Source organism: Sphingobacterium sp. N143, assembly GCF_030325625.1.
Taxonomy (GTDB): domain Bacteria; phylum Bacteroidota; class Bacteroidia; order Sphingobacteriales; family Sphingobacteriaceae; genus Sphingobacterium.
In genome coordinates this window covers 671341-692979 of record NZ_JACAIS010000001.1, presented here as the reverse complement: position 1 = coordinate 692979, position 21639 = coordinate 671341, and the positions used below count along the sequence as shown (strand labels likewise).

At 40.2% G+C, this 21639-nt stretch carries 21 protein-coding genes and 2 tRNA genes; 15 read left to right on the top strand and 8 right to left on the bottom strand.

All coding sequences use genetic code 11. The annotated features are described in order from the left end of the window. Window positions 1-21: 21 nt before the first annotated feature. Window positions 22-1482: an MFS transporter gene (locus HX021_RS02975; RefSeq protein WP_286588250.1), complete on the top strand. Its 1461-nt coding sequence runs from the start codon at window positions 22-24 to the stop codon at window positions 1480-1482. Here HX021_RS02975 and HX021_RS02970 read toward each other — a convergent pair. Continuing rightward, window positions 1448-2107: a response regulator transcription factor gene (locus tag HX021_RS02970; RefSeq protein WP_286588248.1), complete on the bottom strand. Its 660-nt coding sequence runs from the start codon at window positions 2105-2107 to the stop codon at window positions 1448-1450. The genes HX021_RS02975 and HX021_RS02970 overlap by 35 nt on opposite strands. Before the next feature lie 316 nt (window positions 2108-2423). Here HX021_RS02970 and HX021_RS02965 point away from each other — a divergent pair, with 316 nt between their 5' ends. After that, window positions 2424-4454, top strand: a complete 2031-nt coding sequence (locus HX021_RS02965; RefSeq protein WP_286588247.1) for an ATP-binding protein — start codon at window positions 2424-2426, stop codon at window positions 4452-4454. A 128-nt stretch (window positions 4455-4582) separates the two neighbouring features. Here the strand turns inward: HX021_RS02965 and HX021_RS02960 are convergent, their stop codons facing one another. Both HX021_RS02960 and rocD read right to left on the bottom strand, forming a co-directional pair. Then, window positions 4583-5548 (bottom strand): arginase, encoded by a 966-nt coding sequence (locus tag HX021_RS02960; protein ID WP_286588246.1) that lies wholly within the window; start codon window positions 5546-5548, stop codon window positions 4583-4585. A gap of 3 nt (window positions 5549-5551) precedes the next feature. Next, window positions 5552-6811, bottom strand: a complete 1260-nt coding sequence (gene rocD, locus HX021_RS02955) for an ornithine--oxo-acid transaminase (protein WP_286588245.1) — start codon at window positions 6809-6811, stop codon at window positions 5552-5554. Between the two features lie 125 nt (window positions 6812-6936). Here rocD and HX021_RS02950 point away from each other — a divergent pair, with 125 nt between their 5' ends. Beyond that, window positions 6937-7389 carry an Lrp/AsnC family transcriptional regulator gene (locus tag HX021_RS02950; RefSeq protein ID WP_286588243.1) on the top strand — a complete coding sequence of 151 codons (453 nt, stop codon included), beginning with the start codon at window positions 6937-6939 and terminating at the stop codon, window positions 7387-7389. 82 nt (window positions 7390-7471) lie between these two features. On the opposite strand, the gene HX021_RS02945 is transcribed toward HX021_RS02950, so the two are convergent. Further along, window positions 7472-7657, bottom strand: coding sequence for a hypothetical protein (locus tag HX021_RS02945; protein ID WP_286588242.1), 186 nt, complete (start codon window positions 7655-7657; stop codon window positions 7472-7474). Between the two features lie 157 nt (window positions 7658-7814). Between HX021_RS02945 and HX021_RS02940 the strand changes: the two genes are divergently transcribed. Genes HX021_RS02940 through HX021_RS02930 form a run of 3 tightly spaced genes read left to right on the top strand, consistent with a single transcriptional unit; the run spans window position 7815 to window position 10251 of the window. Further along, a complete protein-coding gene (locus HX021_RS02940) occupies window positions 7815-8057 on the top strand; it encodes a hypothetical protein (protein ID WP_286588240.1) in 243 nt (80 codons plus the stop codon). A gap of 32 nt (window positions 8058-8089) precedes the next feature. After that, window positions 8090-8788: an NAD(P)H-binding protein gene (locus HX021_RS02935; protein ID WP_286588238.1), complete on the top strand. Its 699-nt coding sequence runs from the start codon at window positions 8090-8092 to the stop codon at window positions 8786-8788. Window positions 8789-8838: 50 nt separating this feature from the next. After that, on the top strand, window positions 8839-10251 hold the full coding sequence (locus tag HX021_RS02930) for an alkaline phosphatase (protein ID WP_286588236.1): 1413 nt from the start codon (window positions 8839-8841) through the stop codon (window positions 10249-10251). A gap of 43 nt (window positions 10252-10294) precedes the next feature. Here HX021_RS02930 and HX021_RS02925 read toward each other — a convergent pair. Next, window positions 10295-10367, bottom strand: a tRNA-Thr gene (locus HX021_RS02925). 35 nt (window positions 10368-10402) lie between these two features. Further along, window positions 10403-10475, bottom strand: a tRNA-Thr gene (locus tag HX021_RS02920). Window positions 10476-10736: 261 nt separating this feature from the next. Between HX021_RS02920 and clpB the strand changes: the two genes are divergently transcribed. Then, window positions 10737-13340 carry an ATP-dependent chaperone ClpB gene (gene clpB / locus HX021_RS02915; RefSeq protein WP_286588234.1) on the top strand — a complete coding sequence of 868 codons (2604 nt, stop codon included), beginning with the start codon at window positions 10737-10739 and terminating at the stop codon, window positions 13338-13340. A gap of 60 nt (window positions 13341-13400) precedes the next feature. Here the strand turns inward: clpB and HX021_RS02910 are convergent, their stop codons facing one another. Then, window positions 13401-13895, bottom strand: coding sequence for a TlpA family protein disulfide reductase (locus HX021_RS02910; protein WP_286588233.1), 495 nt, complete (start codon window positions 13893-13895; stop codon window positions 13401-13403). A 158-nt stretch (window positions 13896-14053) separates the two neighbouring features. Between HX021_RS02910 and purN the strand changes: the two genes are divergently transcribed. After that, the gene (purN, locus tag HX021_RS02905) at window positions 14054-14626 is read left to right on the top strand and encodes a phosphoribosylglycinamide formyltransferase (RefSeq protein WP_286588231.1); all 573 of its coding nucleotides are present in this window, start codon (window positions 14054-14056) and stop codon (window positions 14624-14626) included. 247 nt (window positions 14627-14873) lie between these two features. On the opposite strand, the gene HX021_RS02900 is transcribed toward purN, so the two are convergent. Beyond that, window positions 14874-16109, bottom strand: a complete 1236-nt coding sequence (locus HX021_RS02900; protein WP_286588230.1) for an MFS transporter — start codon at window positions 16107-16109, stop codon at window positions 14874-14876. Between the two features lie 92 nt (window positions 16110-16201). On the opposite strand from HX021_RS02900, the gene HX021_RS02895 reads away from it, so the two are divergent. The 7 genes from HX021_RS02895 to HX021_RS02865 all read left to right on the top strand — a co-directional run bounded on the left by HX021_RS02895 (window position 16202) and on the right by HX021_RS02865 (window position 21639). After that, on the top strand, window positions 16202-16699 hold the full coding sequence (locus HX021_RS02895) for a DUF4442 domain-containing protein (protein WP_286588229.1): 498 nt from the start codon (window positions 16202-16204) through the stop codon (window positions 16697-16699). 39 nt (window positions 16700-16738) lie between these two features. Further along, window positions 16739-17155 carry a transposase gene (locus HX021_RS02890; RefSeq protein ID WP_286588228.1) on the top strand — a complete coding sequence of 139 codons (417 nt, stop codon included), beginning with the start codon at window positions 16739-16741 and terminating at the stop codon, window positions 17153-17155. A 94-nt stretch (window positions 17156-17249) separates the two neighbouring features. Next, window positions 17250-17897, top strand: coding sequence for an SCO family protein (locus HX021_RS02885; RefSeq protein WP_286588227.1), 648 nt, complete (start codon window positions 17250-17252; stop codon window positions 17895-17897). Between the two features lies 1 nt (window position 17898). Further along, entirely contained in the window at window positions 17899-18318 is a 420-nt protein-coding gene (locus HX021_RS02880) for a c-type cytochrome (RefSeq protein ID WP_286588225.1), read from the top strand. Window positions 18319-18530: 212 nt separating this feature from the next. Next, window positions 18531-19118, top strand: a complete 588-nt coding sequence (locus tag HX021_RS02875; protein ID WP_286588223.1) for a TetR/AcrR family transcriptional regulator — start codon at window positions 18531-18533, stop codon at window positions 19116-19118. A gap of 8 nt (window positions 19119-19126) precedes the next feature. After that, window positions 19127-20452, top strand: a complete 1326-nt coding sequence (locus tag HX021_RS02870; protein ID WP_286588222.1) for a TolC family protein — start codon at window positions 19127-19129, stop codon at window positions 20450-20452. A 29-nt stretch (window positions 20453-20481) separates the two neighbouring features. Continuing rightward, window positions 20482-21639, top strand: a complete 1158-nt coding sequence (locus HX021_RS02865) for an efflux RND transporter periplasmic adaptor subunit (RefSeq protein ID WP_286588221.1) — start codon at window positions 20482-20484, stop codon at window positions 21637-21639.

Genomic DNA, 21639 nt, shown 5'->3' with positions numbered 1-21639 from the left:
AATTATTAAAAAACTTTCAATATGCGCTTCCAATTTAAAGATTTGCTTCCTATCTGCATCGTCTCCATTGGTATATTTTTATTTGTCATTGATCTCTTTATTATCAATGTATCACTCCCCACCATCCAGCATTCCTTACAGCTCAGTAATAGCTCCTCGCAATGGATTATCATCCTATATATTATTGGGTACGCCAGCTTGCTGATTAATGCGGGCAAGGCAGGAGACTATTTTGGAAAGAAAAAATTATATCTATTGGGCATGGCTGGCTTCACATTTGCCTCACTCCTCTGTGGAATCTCAGATAATATCTATGTGCTATTGTCGGGAAGATTCCTTCAAGGGATAAGTTCAGGGCTGATGGTCCCGCAGGGAATAGCCTTGATCACGGTTCTCTTTGACAACCAAGAGCAACGGTCCAGGGCTATGGGTATCTATGGAAGCATTGCAGGTATTGCATCTGTCCTCGGGCAATTACTTGGAGGAATATTACCCGATCAGTCATGGCTTGATGAAAGCTGGCGCCTTATTTTCCTGATCAATATTCCCATAGGCATCATAGCATTGTTTACTGCGTTTCGATATGTCCCGAATGATCGCATCAATTCAACATCCCATATATCCCCTATTCCCATGATTACCTTGTTTATACTCTTATTAGGTCTTATTTACCCACTCATCATGGGGCCGGAACTAGCCTGGCCTATTTGGTGCATTTTAATATTTGGAACTGCATTGATCTTAATCATCCTATTCTTAATAAAACAGAGAAGTCAATATCGTTCAGGGCAGGAGAGCCTGATCAATTTTGCACTTTTCAAGAAGCGGATCTTCAACCTTGGTATTGCAGCAGCATTTGCTTATTACATGGTCCAGGATGCCTATTTCATTATCAATTCTAACTATTTACAAAATGATAAGGGTTATACACCCACCATGACAGGAATTGCTTTTGTTTATCAAGGAATAGGCTATGTTCTTGCCAGTCTTATTGTTGGAAAATTCATTCAGCGAAATGGCAAATTCATCGTACTTATCGGACTTGGGACAATGATCATCGGTCTTCTTTTTCATTTCCTCGTTCTCAACAAAGTTGACGTCCGGCAGGACCATGTACATATGCTCTTCTTTTTTTATGGTCTTGGCTGTGGCAGTGTATTGCCTTCATTGATGACCCTTGCTTTAAAAGATATCAGAAAAGAACATATTGGTGTGGCTTCAGCGGTCTACCTAACCATACAACAACTGGCCATCTGTCTGGGCATAGTTTTTGTCGTCGGCCTATTTTTACACGATGACAAGGGCGCATTTCTCAACCTTAAACATATTACTGCCGCCTATGGCAAGGCCACATTATTATCAGTTCTATTGCTGATTGCCGTTGTATTTTTTATTGCTTTCTTACCCCGGCCAAAGAAAAACAGGAATAGCGATCTACTTGATTGTTCTATTTTAGAAGACCATGTTGAAAGGCAAACTTGACCAGTTCAGCTGTATTTTTCACCTTGGTCTTCTCGATTAAATTTTGTCGATGCCCCTCTATGGTACGTTTACTCAAAAAGATCTTATCAGCAATTTCCGAATTGGTAAAACCATCGGCAATTAATCCCAATACCTCCAATTCCCGTTCACTGAGATCAAAATCTGTAACTGCATATTTTTTTTCATCAGCATAATTCTCCGCGGAATTCACCTGATTAAGCAATGCCATACTGATTTCTTCACTCATATATTTCCCCCCATTGGCCACATGTTTTAATCCAAAAAGAAGCTCATTATAATCTACGGTCTTCAACAAATAACCACAAAGACCATGTTCAAAACCTTCAACAACATAATGTATCTGATTTAGCATCGAAAGAAAGATGACTTTGACCGTTGGATACTCTTTTTCAACCACTTTCAGCAACGCAATGCCATCCATATTGCCCATACTGATATCCGTTAGGATGATATCAGGAAGCAGCTTCTTCTCTACTATGATCATCAAAGCTTCTTCTCCATCAGAAGCTTCCCCTATTACTTCAAATTCTTCCTGGGATTCCAACAACAATTTGATACCATTCCGTACCACCATGTGATCCTCAACCAGTAGTATTTTGACCATCTCCATTCTTTATAGCGTTAATAAAACTTTTTCCTCCGTTATTTTCAATAGGATCCCATCATCGAGTCCAGCGATTTTTACAACATCCTTCTCAGCTGATGCAAGCATACCATAAAGATACGAAAATTCTCACCAATGAATGGGAAACATACCGGTCAACAAGGGGCACCTTTGCTTATAAGCTGGGAATAAACGGATTGCAAGAAGTCCATTTCAATCCTGTTTTCGCTCAGCATGACCAAATAATCTGTTAAAGACAATGGAATGGGAACAATATTTGTTTTAAGCTAACTAGCATTTAATTTTTTGACATTTTATGATCCGTTCAGACAAAGATATTTTAGCCGTTCTTACGTCTTCATTAGAAGCCTGTGCCATTTATGATAGCCTTGAGCTTCATATAGCCTATGCCAGTGCCAACATGCTTCAGTTATGGAACTGTGATAAAAATGTCATCGGACATCCACTTGAAAATTGTCTTCATGCAAGTGACCTTCCCTCCTATATCGGCCAATTAAAAAAAACATGGCATACCGGAAAAAGTCACAGCGACAAGAATGTACTTGTCAAAATATACCATGAAGGACAATTAGGATTACACGCCTGCAATTTGACCTATCATCCGCTCATCAATGAAAGTGGTGAAACCTATGGGATCTACCATACCATCAGCATTATCCCGGACAATAGATTACATTTCCAACAAACGGATGAGAAAAAAATTATTGAACGTAGACTGCTCCAGGACTTATTGACACAAAAATATAATCCTGTCAATTCCGTCCATGGTAATACCATACTAAACAGATACCATACCACAACAAACAAGCGTGCAGAAGATATCAATGAAAAGCTTAAGGATGCTTTAAAAAAGATCATCGAAAGTGAAGAACACTATCATTTTGCCCTGCAATCAGCTGAAATGGGCACCTGGAACCTAAATTGCAAAAGCTATATCGTGCATTGGGATGAACGGACCCGTGAATTATTTGGTTTTGCAAAGGGGGAATCTGTACCTTATGATGAGGTTTTGAAATATATTCACCCAGAAGATAGAAATAGAATCGACCACGAGGTCAAAAAATCATTGAACAATCAAAATAAGGGTCTATATGACGTCCAATTCCGTACGATCGGAGCTGAAGATCAAAAATTACGCTGGCTTCATTGTAAGGGAAGAATGTATTTTGACCAAGATCAACAGCCGGAATGGTTCGCAGGCACCACATTGGATATCACATCCCACTATGCAGAACAGGAAAAACTGGAATCTATCAATAACCTGATCGCTAAAAAAGATCAAGAGTTTAGAATGATCGTGGAAGCTGCTGGCATCGGAATATTTTCCATTGATCTGGAAACAAAGAAAATGGAACTCAATGACCGGTGCCGCGAGTTATTTGGTTTCGAACAGCAGGCTAACATCCAGGAACACGATTTTTTCGCACAAATCTTACCACAATATCGGGATAAGATACGTCATATCTTCATGGAGGTTGTCCTGAAACAATCTCCTTTTGATTGCCAATGTGAAATAGAAGATAAAAAAACGGAAAAGATAAAATGGTTACGCGCTATTGGGAATAGTCAATTGGGAGTGGATTCTAGGCATCAGATGATTTATGGAGCAATCATAGATACCACACATGATAAAGAAGAAGAACGAAAAAAACTGGACTTTATCAGTATCGCCAGTCATGAACTCAAAACACCTTTGACCTCTTTGATCGCCTACATACAATTGTTGTTGTCTAAGGAACAAACCCTCAGTTCAGATAAAAGAATACAATATCTTCATCAGTCTAACGAACAGGCAACCCGGATGCGTGCAATGATTGATGGTTTTTTAAATGTGTCCCAGCTCAATGAAGGCAAGTTGCTATTGCATAAAAGCACCTTCAGCATCTGCAGCTTGATAGATTATGTACGGAATATTTATTCACTGAAACCCGTAAAACATTTTATTCATTATACTGGTAAAGTACATTCAAGTCAAGAAATTGTAGCCGATCGTGATAAGATAGAGCAAGTGATCATTAATTTTATGGATAACGCCATAAAATACTCGCCAAAGAATTCGACCATAAACATGCATGTAGAAGTGGACCATACCTATTTTCATGTTCAAGTAAACGACCAAGGCCGGGGTATTGGCATCAAAGATCAAACGCAGATTTTTAATAAATTCTACCGGGTGAATGATTCTACAGACAGTTATGCTTCAGGATTTGGTATTGGGCTTTTCATCTGCCAAGAAATCATCCATAAACATCTGGGAGAAATAGGCGTCAATAGTGAATTGGGAGAAGGGTCCACATTCTGGTTCAAAGTCCCTATCCATACCTAAAGAATCTACCAAATTGAACAAAGCCCGCTCACCAGTGGTCACATAAACCATGGATGAGCGGGCTGCGTCATAAAGCTTTCATGATGAAAGCATGATCTTACATGCCTTGTTGCTTTAAACTGAGTCAATCAGGTATTTGATTTAAGCTCAATCAATGGAGTTATTCGCTCCAGTATGTCAAAGGCAACTTCCGCCATTTTATTCCCTTTATTGTCCAACAGGGGGTTTACTTCTACAATCTCAAGGCAGACGACCTTCTGAGATCGTATGATCTCTTCCAGAATAAAGACAATCTCCTTTGGCAAAAAACCTTTTGGTACAGGAGTTCCGGTACCATCTGAGATCAGCTCACTATCCATACTATCTACGTCAAAAGAAATATAAATCAGATCACATTCCTGCAAGCTGAGCAGCGCTTCTGCAACACAATCATTTACGCCACGTTGACGAACTTCCTCCACACGATAATTTTTCAGTCCCAAACGATCCATCAGCTGATTTTCAGGCTCTTCGGTATCTCTAACACCAAAATAGATCAAGCTATCGGGCAATATCTTGCCAACCGGTCCGGCAATACGTTTCAGCTTATTCCAGAGCTCCTGTGTTGACAGATCGATTTCATTGATTTTGCAAGAATCGTTGTCCTCATTTAACATGGCTGCCAGAGGCATGCCATGCATATTACCTGAAGGAGTCGTATATGGAGAATGAATATCGGCATGAGCATCCACCCAGAATACCCCGAGTTTTTTATCCGGATAGGCAGACTTTATACCGCTTATTGTCCCCATTGCTGAAGAATGGTCCCCTGAAAATACCAAGGGAAAATTACCGGCAGAAAGACTGTCTTCAACTGTGGAGGCCACCTGTTTGCACTGTTCGTAGATCTGCTGGATATGTTTCCCAAACGGATGGTTGTCGTTTTGATAGATCGAGCTATTTCGTGTAGGAACATCCACAAAGGGATAATTAATGAAATATTGACTTCCCTTATTTATCGCGGCAATCTCTATTGCATCGATTCCAAGGTCTGAACCTCTTGTACCGGCTCCGATATCCGATCTGTTTTTAATCAGTTCAATCATTTTCTTCATAGTCTATTCCACATTTATCAAAGATCGTTCAATGATTTCCAGACAGGTATTGACCTGATTTTCGGTAATGACCAACGGCGGAGCCAAGCGAATTTTATTGCCATGCGTTGGCTTGGCCAACAAACCATTTTCCTTAAATTTTAAGCAGATATTCCAGGCTACATCGCTCTCTTCACTGGCATTGATAACTATTGCTGTCAACAATCCTTTTCCCCTAACCTCTGTGATCAAATCAGATTTAGCCGCTATTTTTTCTAAACCGTCTAAAAACAGCTTACCCATTCGTTTTGCTTGATCAACCAAATTCTCATCCAGAACAACCTGAAGCGCCTCCATGGCCACAGCACAGGCCAACGGATTTCCACCATAGGTAGAACCATGCTCACCCGGTTTAATACACAGCATAACATCATCGTTTGCAAGCACAGCAGATACAGGCAACACGCCGCCAGACAATGCTTTTCCTAAAATCAGAACATCCGGCTTACATGGACTATTTGCATCAACAATATCATAAGAGGCCAACATACTACCTGTTCGGGCGATACCGGTTTGAATTTCATCCGCAATAAACAATACATTATAAGCCGTACATAATTGTCTGACACGTTGTAGATAATCCGCATCAGGAACCACAATGCCAGCCTCACCTTGGATAGGTTCCACAATAAAGCCCGCAATATTTTTATCCTGCTTGAATAACAGTTCCAATGCCTCGATATCATTATAAGGAACCAGCGTTATCCCCTCCACAAAAGGGCCAAAATTATGGGTCGCAGTGCTGTCATTGGAAGCCGATATGACCGAAATAGTCCTGCCATGAAAGTTATCTTTGGCAAACACAATGCTGGCCTGATTCCCTGCAATCCCCTTGACCTGGTAGGCCCATTTACGACAGAGTTTCATCGCCGTTTCAACAGCTTCAACGCCTGAATTCATTACTAAGGCTTTATCAAATCCAAAGAGCTTACACATCATCTCCTCAAAATCGCCAAGCTTATCATTATAGAAAGCACGTGAAGTCAGCGTTAATTTTTGAGCTTGATCTGTCAATGCACGGATAATACGTGGGTGACAATGCCCCTGATTCACTGCTGAATATGCAGACAGGAAATCAAAATAGGATTTGCCATCCACATCCCATACAAGCACACCTTCAGCCCGCTCCAATACAACCGGCAAAGGATGATAATTATGTGCTCCATATTTTTCTTCTTTGGCAATGAATTTTTCGCCTTTCCCTTGTTTAGATACTGTACTCATAATTTGGATTTTTTTCAAATAATAACAAATATACAATTTTTACTATTTTAAGTGTAAAATAATAAAAATTAACACTAAATTAGCGTATAAATATTAAAATTAACTTTTAAACCAGTACCGATCACATGAACAGCATTGATGAATTTGACCTACAGATCTTAAAATACCTCGATGGGGACGGACGGATGGCCTATTCCACTATTGCAACAGCATTGGGGGTATCCAATACCATGATCCACCAGCGAATTAACAGGCTCATTGAACAGGGCATCCTGGTGGGGATAAAACCAGTATTGGATGAAAAGAAACTAGGCTATGATTGGGGGGCGTTTACCGGTCTCAGCTTAGAAAAGGACCATGATTCAAGCCGTATTATTGAAGCATTAAAACAGATTCCCGAAGTCACCGAATGTTATTACATTACGGGCAATTATACCCTATATATTAAGATCATCGCTAAAAACCATGAACACATGCGTCAATTGCTCTATGAAAAGATTGACTGCATCCCCGGGATCGCCAAAACAGACTCCTTAATCGAGCTTGGCTGTGCATTTAAACGTAATATCATCTTCTAACCAATTTCAATCTAGGTCTTGAATCCCGAAACCACCTTTTTTAGGCACAATACCTTGTGGATTCAGGGCCCAGGATGAATGTTTACTTACCGATATTTGCCAGCTCTTCTTCTGTCCAGTAGATTAATTCACGTAGTACATAGACGTTTTCATAAGTTCCAAGCCCGTCAATATAATCCCACAAATTACCTTCTACTTTTACCGGTCTGCCATGATGCAAGAGATCATACCCCTGATCCAACCAACTCTGTATCTGTTCTTTATCCATACTTATACGATCTAGTTGTTAATATGCAATTAAAAATGACTACTTCAAATATAATGCATTTTTATTCTTTTTTCACCAGTGCAGAACTTCTTCTACCGAATTGGCTGGTTTTAAGAATAAATAAAGTATATTCGTATGAAACCAAAATAGCTTTATTATGGCAGACTTTTTTTATGTTGGCTTTGAAGGCGAAGATGAACTATTGGAATTGGTTGCCGTATCTACCATTCAGTCCTTATTGTATTTTCAGGATGCGGATCAGGAAGATTTCACAACCATAAAAACCTCAATTGATCAAAATTTTATCGTGGAGGAAGACCTCATCACTGTTGCCGAAACCCTGAGGTTGGATCAACCTATTGTCCGTTTTACCCCCGGAAAACCAAATTATAAAGATTAGCATTCCAACGATATCAAACTAAAAATCTAAAAATGAGAGTACTCTTAATTGGTGGTTCGGGAGCAACCGGAAAAGCACTTGTGCAGTGCTTATTAAAGTCAGATGATTTTACAGAAGTTGTCGTCTTCTTACGGCGTAAAGCGTTTGAGGAACATCCCAAACTACGGCAAATTATTTTAAATTTTGAAAACCTGCCCGATTATGAACAACACATCCGGGGCGAGGTTGCCATTTCCTGCCTCGGTACAACACGGAAAGATGCCGGAAGTAAAGAAGCCCAATGGAAAATCGACCATGACTTAAATTTACAATTTGCGGCACTGGCCAAAAAAAATAGTATCCCAACATTCCTTCTATTGTCTGCCGTCAATGCTGACCCTGCATCAAAAATCTTTTATAACCGCATGAAAGGAAGCTTGGAACAAAACGTAAAGGCTCTAGATTTCAATAGACTAATCATTGTCCAACCCGGAGGATTAATCCGGCCAAATACCGATCGTCTGGGCGAGAAGGTAGCCATCCGTACACTTCAGGCATTTAATCGCATGGGACTGTTCAAAACTTATGAGGCATTGCCCGTTGCCCAAGTCGCTTTAGCCATGGTGCAATCGATCCGCGATTCGCAGGAAAAAATTAGCTTCATCAACGTCGCAGCAATCAAGAGGCTATCGCTTACAGCGAGCAGAGAAATACAAAGCTTAATTCATAACAATGAATTAACAGAGAAGTAATCCTGGCTTTATAATTTGCAGCATTTATTATTTGTAAAATTATTCATCATATGAAAAAACGCTTTCTATTCTTTTTCCTCTTTATTTTCATTCATGTTTTTCCAGCATTTAGTCAAGAAGCAAAGTATATTTTTTATTTGATAGGTGATGGTATGGGACTTAACCAGGTCAATCTGACAGAGATCCACCGCGCCGAAATCGAAAATAGAAACAGTACAGTACCACTTGTCTTTACACAATTTCCTCATGTGGGATTTGCATCTACCAATTCACTATCAAATGGGGTGACGGATTCCGGCGCAGGCGGAACAGCACTCGCCGTAGGGAAGAAAACAAAAAACGGGGTGATCGGGATGGACAGTACGGGAACTATACCCTATAAAAGCATTGCATATGCGGCTAAAGAGAAAGGGAAAAAAGTCGGTATCATCACCAGTGTGAGTATTGATCATGCGACGCCAGCGGCATTCTATGCCCATCAGCCCAACAGAAACATGTATTACGAAATCGGAAAAGAGATCATCCAGTCGAACTTTGACTTTTTTGGAGGTTCTAATTTTTTAAAACCAGAAACGGCAGTTGACAAAAAGACCGTCCCTTCCCTCTTCCCAATGTTTGAAAAAGCGGGCTATAAAGTTCTTAAAGGTAAAGAAGCTTATGCAAAACATCCGAATAAGTCCGATAAGATCATCCTGATGAATAACGATGGGACAGCAAAGGAAGCATTAAAATACGCCATAGATCAGGAACCGAACGACTTCAAACTGGCTGATATCACCTCAGCAGCCATCAACTCACTCCAACAGAACAGCACAGATGGTTTTTTCCTGATGATTGAGGGTGGAAAAATTGACTGGGCATGCCATGCGAATGACGCAGCAACAACCATTCAGGAAGTATTGGATTTCAACTCGGCGGCAGAACTAGTGTATGATTTTTACAAAAAACATCCTGACGAAACACTGATTGTCGTGACGGCTGACCATGAAACAGGCGGACTGGGTATTGGCAATGGCAGTTCAACCTTACAAACAAAATTGCTATCACATCAAAAAGTTTCCCATACCGAACTTTCCAGGGCCGTTGGAAATCTTCGTAAAAACAATGCTAAGGCAAGCTGGGAAGATTTAAAGAGCCTTCTTTCTGTACATACAGGCTTATTCGCAGGCATAGAAGTCAACGAAACAGACAACAAGGCTTTACACGATGCTTACCAAAAAAGTTTTGTTGACCATCAAAACGAAACAGCAAAAAGTCTATATGCCAATGATGATAAAATAGCCGCGCTGAGCATTGCAATTTTAAATCGCATGGGCTCCATCGCCTGGGCCTCAAATAATCACTCGGCAGCCTATGCTCCAGTGTACGCCATCGGAACAGGAGCTGAGCTGTTTAATCAAAAAATGGACAATACAGACATACCAAAGAAAATAGCAATAGCAGCTAAATTAAATTTAGATTAAAACCAAAAAAGGTCGCTAAGTTATAGCTTAGCGACCTTTTTTGAGCCTCTTATCGGGATCGAACCAATGACCTACTGATTACAAGTCAGTTGCTCTACCAGCTGAGCTAAAGAGGCTTTTTAAAGAAGTTATTACTGAGTTTCACTCGAAGAGCCTCTTATCGGGATCGAACCAATGACCTACTGATTACAAGTCAGTTGCTCTACCAGCTGAGCTAAAGAGGCGTTACTTCTTTTCAATCTTACAACGGGCCTCCGTTTTAAGATGCTGCAAATATCGGAAGCCTTAATTAAAAATGCAAATGGATCCTCATTATTTTTAAATCCGAAAAGCCAAATATTTAAAAATCAATATCATTATTTTTATAGGCTGAAAATTTGTCATGATTCAATAAAAAATATTGCCATTTTTTCCGATTAACCGCCCAAAAACTGAATGGCACTTCGATTGTTATTATCAAAACACATCAACATCAAAGCAATAACATGAATTTTAACAATTATACAATCAAAGCCCAAGAGGCCATACAAAAAGCTTCGGAAATAGCTGCCGGCCATCAACAACAGGCCATCGAAACAGCACATATTCTAAAAGCATTACTCACTGTAGATGAAAATGTTGTCAGCCATCTCTTAAAAAAATTAAACGTCAACCTCACCTACCTAGGGTCTGAACTTGACAAACAAATCGAAAGCTTCCCTAAAGTCAGTGGCAGCAATATTTATCTCAGCAGTGATGCCAATAATGCACTTCAGAAAGCGCAGGGATATTTAAAGGAATTCCACGATGACTTCGTATCTGTCGAACATCTGTTATTGGGCATCCTGGCCACGACAGACAAAACCTCAACCTTACTGAAATCACAAGGTGTTACTGAGAAGGATCTAAAAATTGCCATCAAAGAACTACGAGGTAATAGCCGCGTAACAGATCAAAATGCCGAGGCAACCTACAATGCTTTAGGAAAATATGCCCGGAATCTCAACGAATATGCCGAATCTGGCAAACTGGACCCTGTTATCGGTCGCGATGAGGAAATCCGGCGCGTCATGCAGATTCTCTCCCGCCGCACCAAAAACAACCCCATACTCGTCGGTGAACCTGGAGTTGGTAAAACTGCCATTGCTGAAGGTATTGCTTACCGGATTATCAAAGGTGATGCTCCGGAGAATCTAAAATCCAAGATCGTATTTTCATTGGATATGGGGGCCCTTGTAGCTGGGGCCAAATATAAAGGTGAGTTCGAAGAGCGCTTAAAGGCGGTGGTCAAGGAAGTAACGGATTCCAATGGTGAGATCATCCTCTTTATCGACGAGATACATACATTGGTGGGAGCTGGCGGTGGCGAAGGTGCCATGGATGCGGCCAACATCTTAAAACCTGCCCTGGCCCGGGGAGAACTGCGTGCAATTGGCGCCACCACACTGAATGAATATCAAAAATACTTTGAAAAAGACAAGGCTCTGGAAAGGAGATTTCAAAAGGTCATGGTCGAAGAACCAGACACCCAAGATGCTATTTCTATCCTCCGGGGTCTAAAAGAACGTTATGAAACACATCATAAAGTGCGCATTCTCGACGAATCCATTATTGCAGCCGTGGAATTATCACAGCGCTATATCGCGGATCGATTTCTACCTGACAAAGCGATTGACTTAATCGATGAAGCGGCATCTAAATTGCGCCTTGAAATGGACTCTGTACCTGAAGCCGTAGACGAATTGGAACGCAGAATCATGCAGCTTGAAATTGAACGGGAAGCCCTAAAACGTGAGAATGACGAGAAGAAAGTGCAAGAACTTTCAGAAAGCATCGCTAATCTTTCAGCCGAAAGGGATACCTTGAGGGCGGCCTGGCAAGAAGAAAAAGGCCTTGTTGACAATGTCAATCAAGAGATTGAAAATATTGAAAACTATAAACTTGAGGCTGAGCAGGCTGAACGTTCGGGCGATTATGGTAAAGTTGCCGAATTGCGCTATGGACGTATAAAGGAAGCCCAAGAAAAGGTGGATCGACTGAAAGCAGAATTAGTGGAAAAACAGGAAAGCAAGCGTATGCTCAAAGAGGAAGTAACTTCTGAGGATATCGCCGATGTGGTCGCAAAATGGACTGGCATACCTGTTAGTAAAATGATCCAGTCCGAACGCGAAAAGCTCCTGAATCTGGAAGAAGAACTTCACAAACGTGTTGCTGGCCAGGATGAGGCTATAGAGGCTATTTCGGATGCCATCCGTCGCTCCAGAGCAGGCCTGAATGATGCAAAACGCCCGATCGGATCATTTATTTTTCTGGGAACCACTGGTGTCGGGAAAACCGAACTGGCCAAAGCCCTGGCCGAATTCCTCTTTGATGACGAACAGTCAATGGTACGTATTGATATGTCCGAATACCAAGAACGACACGCGGTATCTCGTCTGATTGGTGCGCCCCCAGGATATGTAGGCTACGATGAGGGAGGACAGTTGACTGAGGCTGTACGAAGACGCCCGTATTCAGTCGTCTTACTGGATGAAATCGAAAAAGCACATCCTGATGTTTTTAATATCTTATTGCAAGTATTAGATGATGGACACCTCACCGATAATAAAGGTCGCACAGTGAATTTTAAAAATACGATCATTATCATGACCTCAAACACCGGTTCGCATGTCATTCAAGAAAATTTCAGCCACTTACGCGACGACAATAAGGATGAGATCATTGCCAAAACACGTAATGAAGTATTCGATCTTCTCAAACAGTCCATTCGTCCAGAATTCCTGAACCGCATCGATGAGGTGATCATGTTCACACCTTTGAGCCGGGATGAAATTGCTGATATTGTCCGACTACAATTTACGCAGGTACAGAAACAGTTGGCCGAACAAAATATATTCATCACTGCCTCAGATGATGCCATGGACTGGCTGGCTCAGCTGGGATATGATCCAATATATGGTGCCAGACCATTGAAACGTGTCATTCAAAAGCGTATTTTGAATGAATTATCAAAGGAGATCTTATCTGGAAAAGTGAGTCGTGATTCCGTGATCAGACTAGATGTCTTTGATGGTCAATTTGTTTTCATCAACAAACAGGAAACTGTATAATAAAACAAGCCCGCTATAACTCATGGCGGGCTTGTTCATTTTAACACATCTTATTAAAAATCACTTCTTTGCAGCAACAATACTCAACAATTTATTAATATCATCTTCACCATCCAGATGCTGTATCAGCACCTTCGTTTTAGCATCATAGATATAGAGTGAAGGATAATTACCCGGCCTGAACTTTTCAATAAATTGTGTCCCTGGATCAAATAAAAACTTCACATTGGATGCGTTTTTGAGGGATTTGGCATACATATTAATAAACCCATCCACATAAGGTTTATCATTCATAGAAATAAAATAGAAATTGACCTGTTTCAGTTCTGTTAAATTTCGTGCAATACCAGCCCCCATTTTTTGACAGTGTCCACAGCCGGGGTCATAAAAATCCAGAACAATAAATCCTGTTTTGGGCAGCTTATCTGAGCTGAATTTACCGACCTGATAAACTTCATCAAATGTAAATGAAGGCATAGTCTTTGGCGCTTGTGCCAATACCTGCAAGGAAAGAAAAAATATACCAGCAAAAAAAATGAAATGGAATAGCCGCATATTAAAAGTATTTAAACGAATAATGAATATTCAATTAATTTTAATCCAATTATACCTAAAAATACGCTTCTGGTCTTCATCGTTTTAGTTTTTTTACAAAAATTGCGTAAGTTTGAGCTAATTTTTAAATCGATCAAATCCATTAATACCCATTAATCGTGAAAAAACGAATTGCCATTTTTGCTTCAGGTTCAGGTTCCAACGCTCAAAAAATAATGGAACATTTCAAATATTCAGACGACGTAGAGGTTGCATTGATTCTATCAAACAACTCCGATGCTTACGTTATTCAACGCGCTGACAATTTTGAAATACCGTCGCATGTATTCGATCGAAATGAGTTTTATCAGACAGACAATGTGGTCAATATACTTAAAAATCTAAATATTGATCTGGTCGTCTTGGCCGGTTTTCTTTGGCTCGTCCCAAACAATCTCTTAAAAGCCTTTCCTAATCAGATCATCAATATACATCCGGCCCTCCTTCCCAAATATGGAGGTAAAGGTATGTATGGAGATCATGTGCATAAAGCAGTTTTAGCCAATAAAGAAGAGGAACACGGAATCACCATACATTTTGCCAATGAACACTTTGATGAAGGTGAAATTATTTATCAGGCCAAATTTAAGGTAGACCCCACAGATACCTTGGATATTATTAAGTTCAAAGGACAGCAATTAGAACATCAGTATTTTCCCAAGATCATTGAAAATCTGATCAAAAAAATGTAAAAACTTCATTATTATTTAGAATTGTTTTAAACAAATGATAACTTTGTACCATGAATGAAGTTATTGAGTCCTGGACAGAACAAAGCAGTACAGAAAGTAAAGCTTCTCCATTTCAGTCTAGAAATGCCGCAATGCTCCCTTTTTCTGATTTTTCATGCGTTTGCTTCAAGAAATGCTGCAAAAAATATAAGGAGGGTAAACGTTGCAAAAAGTGTCCCGGCAGAAAAAAATAATGTTTTCTGCCACCTTACTGCTCCACATAATTCAGATCTTTATCAAAACTTTCCTCAAGCTGCGTCAATGCGTAAATGGCTATACCAGACAACAACAATACCATACTGATTGCCGCCGGAACGATACCAAAATAACTTACTAAAAATCCGTAAACCAATGTCGACGGAATAAGTGCCCCCCGTACAAAGTTGGGGGCAGTTGTCGCGACCGTAGCCCGCAGGTTTGTCCCAAACTGTTCTGCTGAGATCGTAACAAAGGTGGCCCAATAGCCAACTCCAACCCCCATCACAAAGGCTAAAGCAAAAAATTTATTGGCTGTGATCCCATCACTCAGAAGGTACCAAAGTGAACTCCCAATAATAAGTAACTGGCAAATAAAGACTACTTTTTTACGGGATTTCAAAACCTGCGCGAATACCCCTGCCAAAACATCACCGAGTGAAATCCCGATATAGGTAAACATCACTCCTTTTCCAGCACTTAATGTTTCTGTTGCCCCAAGTGCTTTTCCAATTTCAGGCGCCTGTGTTACCAGGACACCTACAACAAACCAGATCGGCAGGCCAATACATAGACAATTGATATAACGCTTCAATCGGTTCTTGTTGGTAAAAAGCATACTGAAGTCCCCCTTGACAACTTCCCCTTTATCCTGTTCTTTAAACAGTCCTGATTCAAAAGACCCAACCCGCAACAACAACAGCAACAATCCCATACCTCCCCCAACAAAATACGCCGTACGCCAATTAAACTCCTCAGAAACAAAATAAGCCAAGATCGCCCCCAATACACCGACACCAGCAACCAGCATCGTGCCGTATCCCCGTTTTGATCTATGCATACTTTCTGAAACCAGGGTAATACCAGCCCCCAGCTCACCTGCCAATCCAATCCCGGCCACAAACCGAATGATACCATACATCAGTACGTCATGGACAAAGCCATTGGCGATATTCGCTAAAGAGTAAAGAAGGATAGAACCAAACAGCACTTTCAGGCGCCCGAACTTGTCGCCGATAATCCCCCAGACCACACCACCAATAAGTAAGCCCCCCATCTGCATGTTAAGGACAAACTCCCCCTCCACACGCATTTGTTCCACCGGTACACCAATATCCGTAAACGACTGGATGCGCACAATGGAAAAAATGATCAAATCATAGATATCGACAAAATATCCTAATGAAGCTATAGTAACCAGTAACCATACCTTTTTGTTTTCAGATTCTTTCTCCTTTCGTGCTGACATTTTAGGTTGTTTGATCCTGTAAAAATACCATAGTGAATTTAGAAAACCAAGATTTCAAGAAATAATCCCATACATTGTTCTATTTTTGTACCATGAGATACAGTCCGCTTGCTTTAACATGGTTGTTGCGCTTTTACCCCCCATTTTTATTTCAAGGAATCTGGGTAAAGAAAATCAGCCCCGGCTTCAAAGGAGCCGAGGTGAAAATTTATAAGACGCCTTTTAATATCAACACGAATAAAACATTGTTCGGGGGAACCATCTTCGCTGCAGCAGACCCCATCTTTCCTATTTTAATCGATCAATACCTTCAAAAGATTGGATTTAAAAAAACCATCGCCTGGCTCAAATCATCAAAAATTGATTTTAAAAAACCCGGAAAAACCAGCGTGGGGTATTCGGTCCAGCTTTCTGATGAAGTGCTTGAAGAATGTGTTCAAAATATCCGGACAAAAGGCAAAATCATTAAAAACTTCACCCTACAGATCAAGGATAAGAATGATGAATTATGTGCAGTAGTGAGCTGTGAAACCTACATTCGTGACTTGAATTTTACATTCCCCTCCAGAAATAAAAATGTTGAGCCGTAAGAAATTGATATATTTGTCCAATTACCAAAAAATAGGAACATGAACAAAATTGCTTTCCTGGCTATCGCCACATTGACCATAACTGCTTGTGACACAACTGGCACCCATCACGTAAAAGTGCTTCAGGACTCAACCATCAAAATTCATGATGAAATCATGCCTCAAATCGCTCAGTTTGACCGTGATGCAATCAAAATAGATTCTATCCTGAATAATTTAAAAGCGATCAAAGCGACCAAGTCCAGCTTGGATACTTCAGCTACCCGCAAGGATCTTGGAATACTGAAAGCGAACTTAGAAAGTGCGACGGACCATATGATGGACTGGATGAAAGACTATAACGCCGACAGCACAGATAGCAAATATTTTGAAACCGAACTCCAAAAAGTATCCGATATGAAAAAAATATTTGACAATGTCGCCAAAGAAAGTCAAGAGAAGTTAGGGAACTTCTAGACAGCTCCTCGAACATCTGACCATAAAAAACCGCAATAGACAGCATAATAATTGAAAAGGTAGATTGATAAGGAAATACATAAAAAACATACAGATGAAACCAATCATTAAATTTTACTGTGCTACAGGTTTATTACTCGGACTCTTTTCCTGCAATAACAATAGCCCATCGACCTTGCCCATCTACGGCGAAAGAGAGGCTGTTGAAAAAACTGTGGATGGAAAACAAGTAGTAGATACTATTTACCATACTATCCCTGCATTTAATTTCCTAAATCAGGATAGTGTTATGATTTCAGACAAAGATTTTGAAGGCAAGGTATATATCGCCAACTTCTTTTTCACCCATTGTCCGAGCATCTGTCCAACGATGAATCGCAATCTGTTGAAGATATATGAACAATATAAGGATAATGATGCTGTACGCTTTTTATCCCATAGCATTGATTTTAAATACGATCAACCCTACGTGTTGAAAGACTATGCACAAAAACTGGGCGTCAGCAATGACCATTGGCAGTTTGTTTCTGGCACAAAAGCTGACATATATGGCATCGCAAATCAATACATGGTATATACCGCTGAAGATAAAAATGCGCCTGGGGGATATGACCACCAAGGTTATCTTGTATTGATCGATAAGGACAAACGTATTCGGGGGGCCTATGACGGAACCAACGACGAACAAGTCAAAAAATTGATGAATGACTTGCCTACATTACTGAGTGAAAGTAAAAATTAACATGCGTATTATCTTAACAACTTGTTTGACCATCGGCGCTGTGCTCATTGCCCTCATAAGTTGTCAAAACGAAGTGGATATCAAAACTGCACAATACGCTGTGAATGGCCAGAAAGTATATATTACACATTGTCAAAACTGCCATGGCGAACAAGGAGAAGGACTGGGCAACCTCTACCCGCCCTTGACAGACAGCAAATTTTTGGAAGCCAACCGTCAAAAACTGGCTTGCATGATTAAGTATGGTACTTCCGGAGAACTGGAAGTTGCCGGAAAAAAATTCAATAACAGCATGCCTGCCTCAAACCTTTCAGCCGTAGATATTGCTTATGTGCTTACTTACATTAATACAAAGATCAACAAAGGAAAAGAAATATATCCCCTGGACGAAGTGGAAAAGCAATTAAAAACATGTCAATAGTCAAAAAAAGGAACTTTAATTAAAGTTCCTTTTTTATTTGTCCCCATGCTCATCCCGAAAAAATAATCATGAATAATCAAAACAATTTGATCGTTTTTTCCTTATTGTATTATTGGTCCAAATTGTTTCGTCATTTATTGATTTATAACAATAATTTGACATTTTGACACCAAATTAATCGTTAATTTTGCAACCGAATGAACGTTCGATTGATGAATTCTAATGAAAAAATAGCGGCAATTTTTGCCGGCACACTAAAACTTATACAAACAAATGGCTTCCATGGAACGCCAATGAGTAAAATTGCGCAGGAGTCTGATGTGGCGATAGGAACGATTTACCATTATTTTCCCTCTAAAGACGACTTGATCTTTGCTCTCTTCAAGCATTGTCGGACTTTATTGAACGACTATATTTTTGATGGTATAAAAAGTGACTTTGATTATAAGGCTTCTTTTTTCCATGTATGGCGCAACTTTGTTAAGTTTTATTTAGAGAACGGTCCGATCTTCAGTTTTTTTGAACAGTTTTTTTCTTCTCCATATTATGAAAAAAACAAAGCTGAAATTCAGGAACCTGTAGGTGGGCAAAACAAAGTGCTTGACTTTTTGCAAGAAGGTATTGATCAAAAGATTTTAAAACAAGTGGATGTTCACCTTTTGGTGGCGAGTTATATTGGAGTTGCTTTGGCGACTGTACATAGTATCAAATTCAAAGACCTTCACTTCTCTGAACAGAATATGGGCGAGCTGGTTGAAATTATTTGGGATGGTGCTGTAAATAGAAATAAAAATAATTAATAACATATATGAAGTTTAACAAAATCGTTTATTCATTAGCGACCTTGTCACTGTTGAGTAATACAGGATTTGCACAACAGCAATCTGAAAACTTGCCTCCAAATGCAACGCTTCAGCAGCTGATAGATTATGCTTTACGGAATAAAATTTCAGTAAAACAGGCCGAGCTTGATGAGTCTATAGGCGAAAAAGATATTGATATTTCCCTATCAGGTTGGTATCCACAACTTGGTTTGACAGGAAGTTTCAATCATAATGTAAAATTGCCTACCATGTTTATCAACGGCGCCAATATTCCTATGGGCACCAAAAACAGTAGTGCTTTGACCCTGCAGGCTGATCAGCAGATCTTAAATCCGGCATTGATGCAAGCGAAAAAAGGTGCTGAGCTGATTCGTTTGAGCAATAAACAAAATACCGAAAGTCAAAAAATTGATGCTGTGGTGGATGTCAGTAAGGCTTACTATGACATTCTTACATCAGAAGAACAGATCAAGATTGTACAAGAAAATATTGCCCGGTTACAGAAGCAATACAACGATTCACATGCGCGCTACGAAGTCGGTGTCGTGGATAAAACAGATTATAAACGTGCTCAGATTGCCCTGGCAAATGCAAGGGCTGATGAGAAACGTACTGTTGAACTCCGCAAATACAAATACGAATATCTGAAACAGCTTTTGGCATTGGATAAAGCACAAAACTTGACACTTTCCTTCAATAATACGAATATGGAAAGCCAAATACTGCTGGATACCACGACTGCTGTGAATGTGACAAACCGGATTGAATTCCAACAATTGCAGACTTCTAAAAAGATCCAGGAACTGAATACACAATACTATAAATGGACATACCTTCCCAATGTCAGTGTATTCTATAACTACGCTTTTAATTATCGGAACAATAATTTCGGGAAATTGTATAATGACAACATCCCGAGCTCTGTGGCGGGTTTAAATCTATCACTTCCTATTTTCCAGGGATTTAAACGTAAACATCAGATCAATAAATCGAGATTGCAAGAAGAACGAATCGATTGGGATATCAAAAATCTAGAAACCATGGTCAATACACAGTACTCCATGGCTAAGGCTACTTACAATGCCAACATGAATGACTGGAAAACAGCACAGGAAAATGTTGTGCTTTCCAAAGAAGTTTATGAAACGATCAAATTGCAATATGATGAGGGAATCAAGACGTACTTGGATCTAATGACTGCGGAAACAGATCTTAAAACAACACAATTAAACTACCTGAATGCGCTTTACGCCTTGCTAGCTAGTAAATTAGACGTTCAAAAAGCAATCGGATCAATCCAAACAAATTAATCAACTAAAAAAGGAAACTATTACAAATCATGAATAAAAGACAATTATTATTCGCTTTCTTCCTTGGGACGGCTTTAGTATGGACCTCTTGTGGAAATAAAGATGCAAATAAGCAAGGTGCAGCACAGGCGCAAGCTGAGAAGGTTGTTCCTGTTACCTTTGGCACAGCATCACATGAGATTGTTACGGGTACCATCAGTTACCCTGCGACAGTCAAACCGTTGAACGAAGCAGACCTATATGCCGAAGTGAGCGGTTATATCACCAAAATATATGTTTCTGATGGTGCAGTAGTATCCAAAGGACAGCCTTTATACGAAATTGATGGTACACGTTATAATGCTGCCGTGCAACAAGCTAAAGCAAGTCTACAGGTAGCACAAACCGAATTGGACCGTCAGCAAAGGGATTTGAGCAGATATCAAACCTTAGCCGATAAAGATGCGATTGCTAAACAGACATTTGACAATGCCAAATCCAGTGTTGCAGCTTCACAGGCCCAAGTAGCATCTGCACGTGCTGCATTGGTGACAGCAAATACCAATTTATCACGCTCGACCATCCGCGCTCCTTTCTCTGGAACAGTGGGAATTTCACAGGTCCGTTTAGGTGCATTGGTCAATCCTGGTACAACACTTTTGAACACCTTATCTTCGACAAGCCCTATCGCCGTTGAGTTTCAGGTGAACGAAAAAGATATCAGCAAGTTTGCTCAGCTTCAAAGCAGCCGTTCATCTTCAGATCTTGCCATTGTGTTACCTGACGGCAATACCTACGAAGGTAAAGGAACGATCACCACAATTGACCGGGCTGTAGACCCAGCAACAGGAACGATTAAAGTCAGAGCTACTTTCCCAAACAATTCCAATGCATTAAGAGCTGGAATGAACTTAACAATGAATGTTTCCTCAACGTCAGCAACCGAAGAAATTGTCGTTCCTTACAAAGCAATCTTCGAACAACTTGGTGTCTTCAATTTATATGCTGTCAACGATAGCAGTAAAGCTGAAATACGCCAGGTAAAATTGGGTATCAAAGCTGGAGATAAAATCGTTATCAAAGAAGGTGTCAAAGACGGTGAAAAGATCATTGTCGATGGTACCATGAATGTCCAGAATGGTGTTAAGGTTGTGGATGCTGCAGTTGCGGCACAACAAGCTGCAAAGGGAGCTCCACAAGGAAAATAA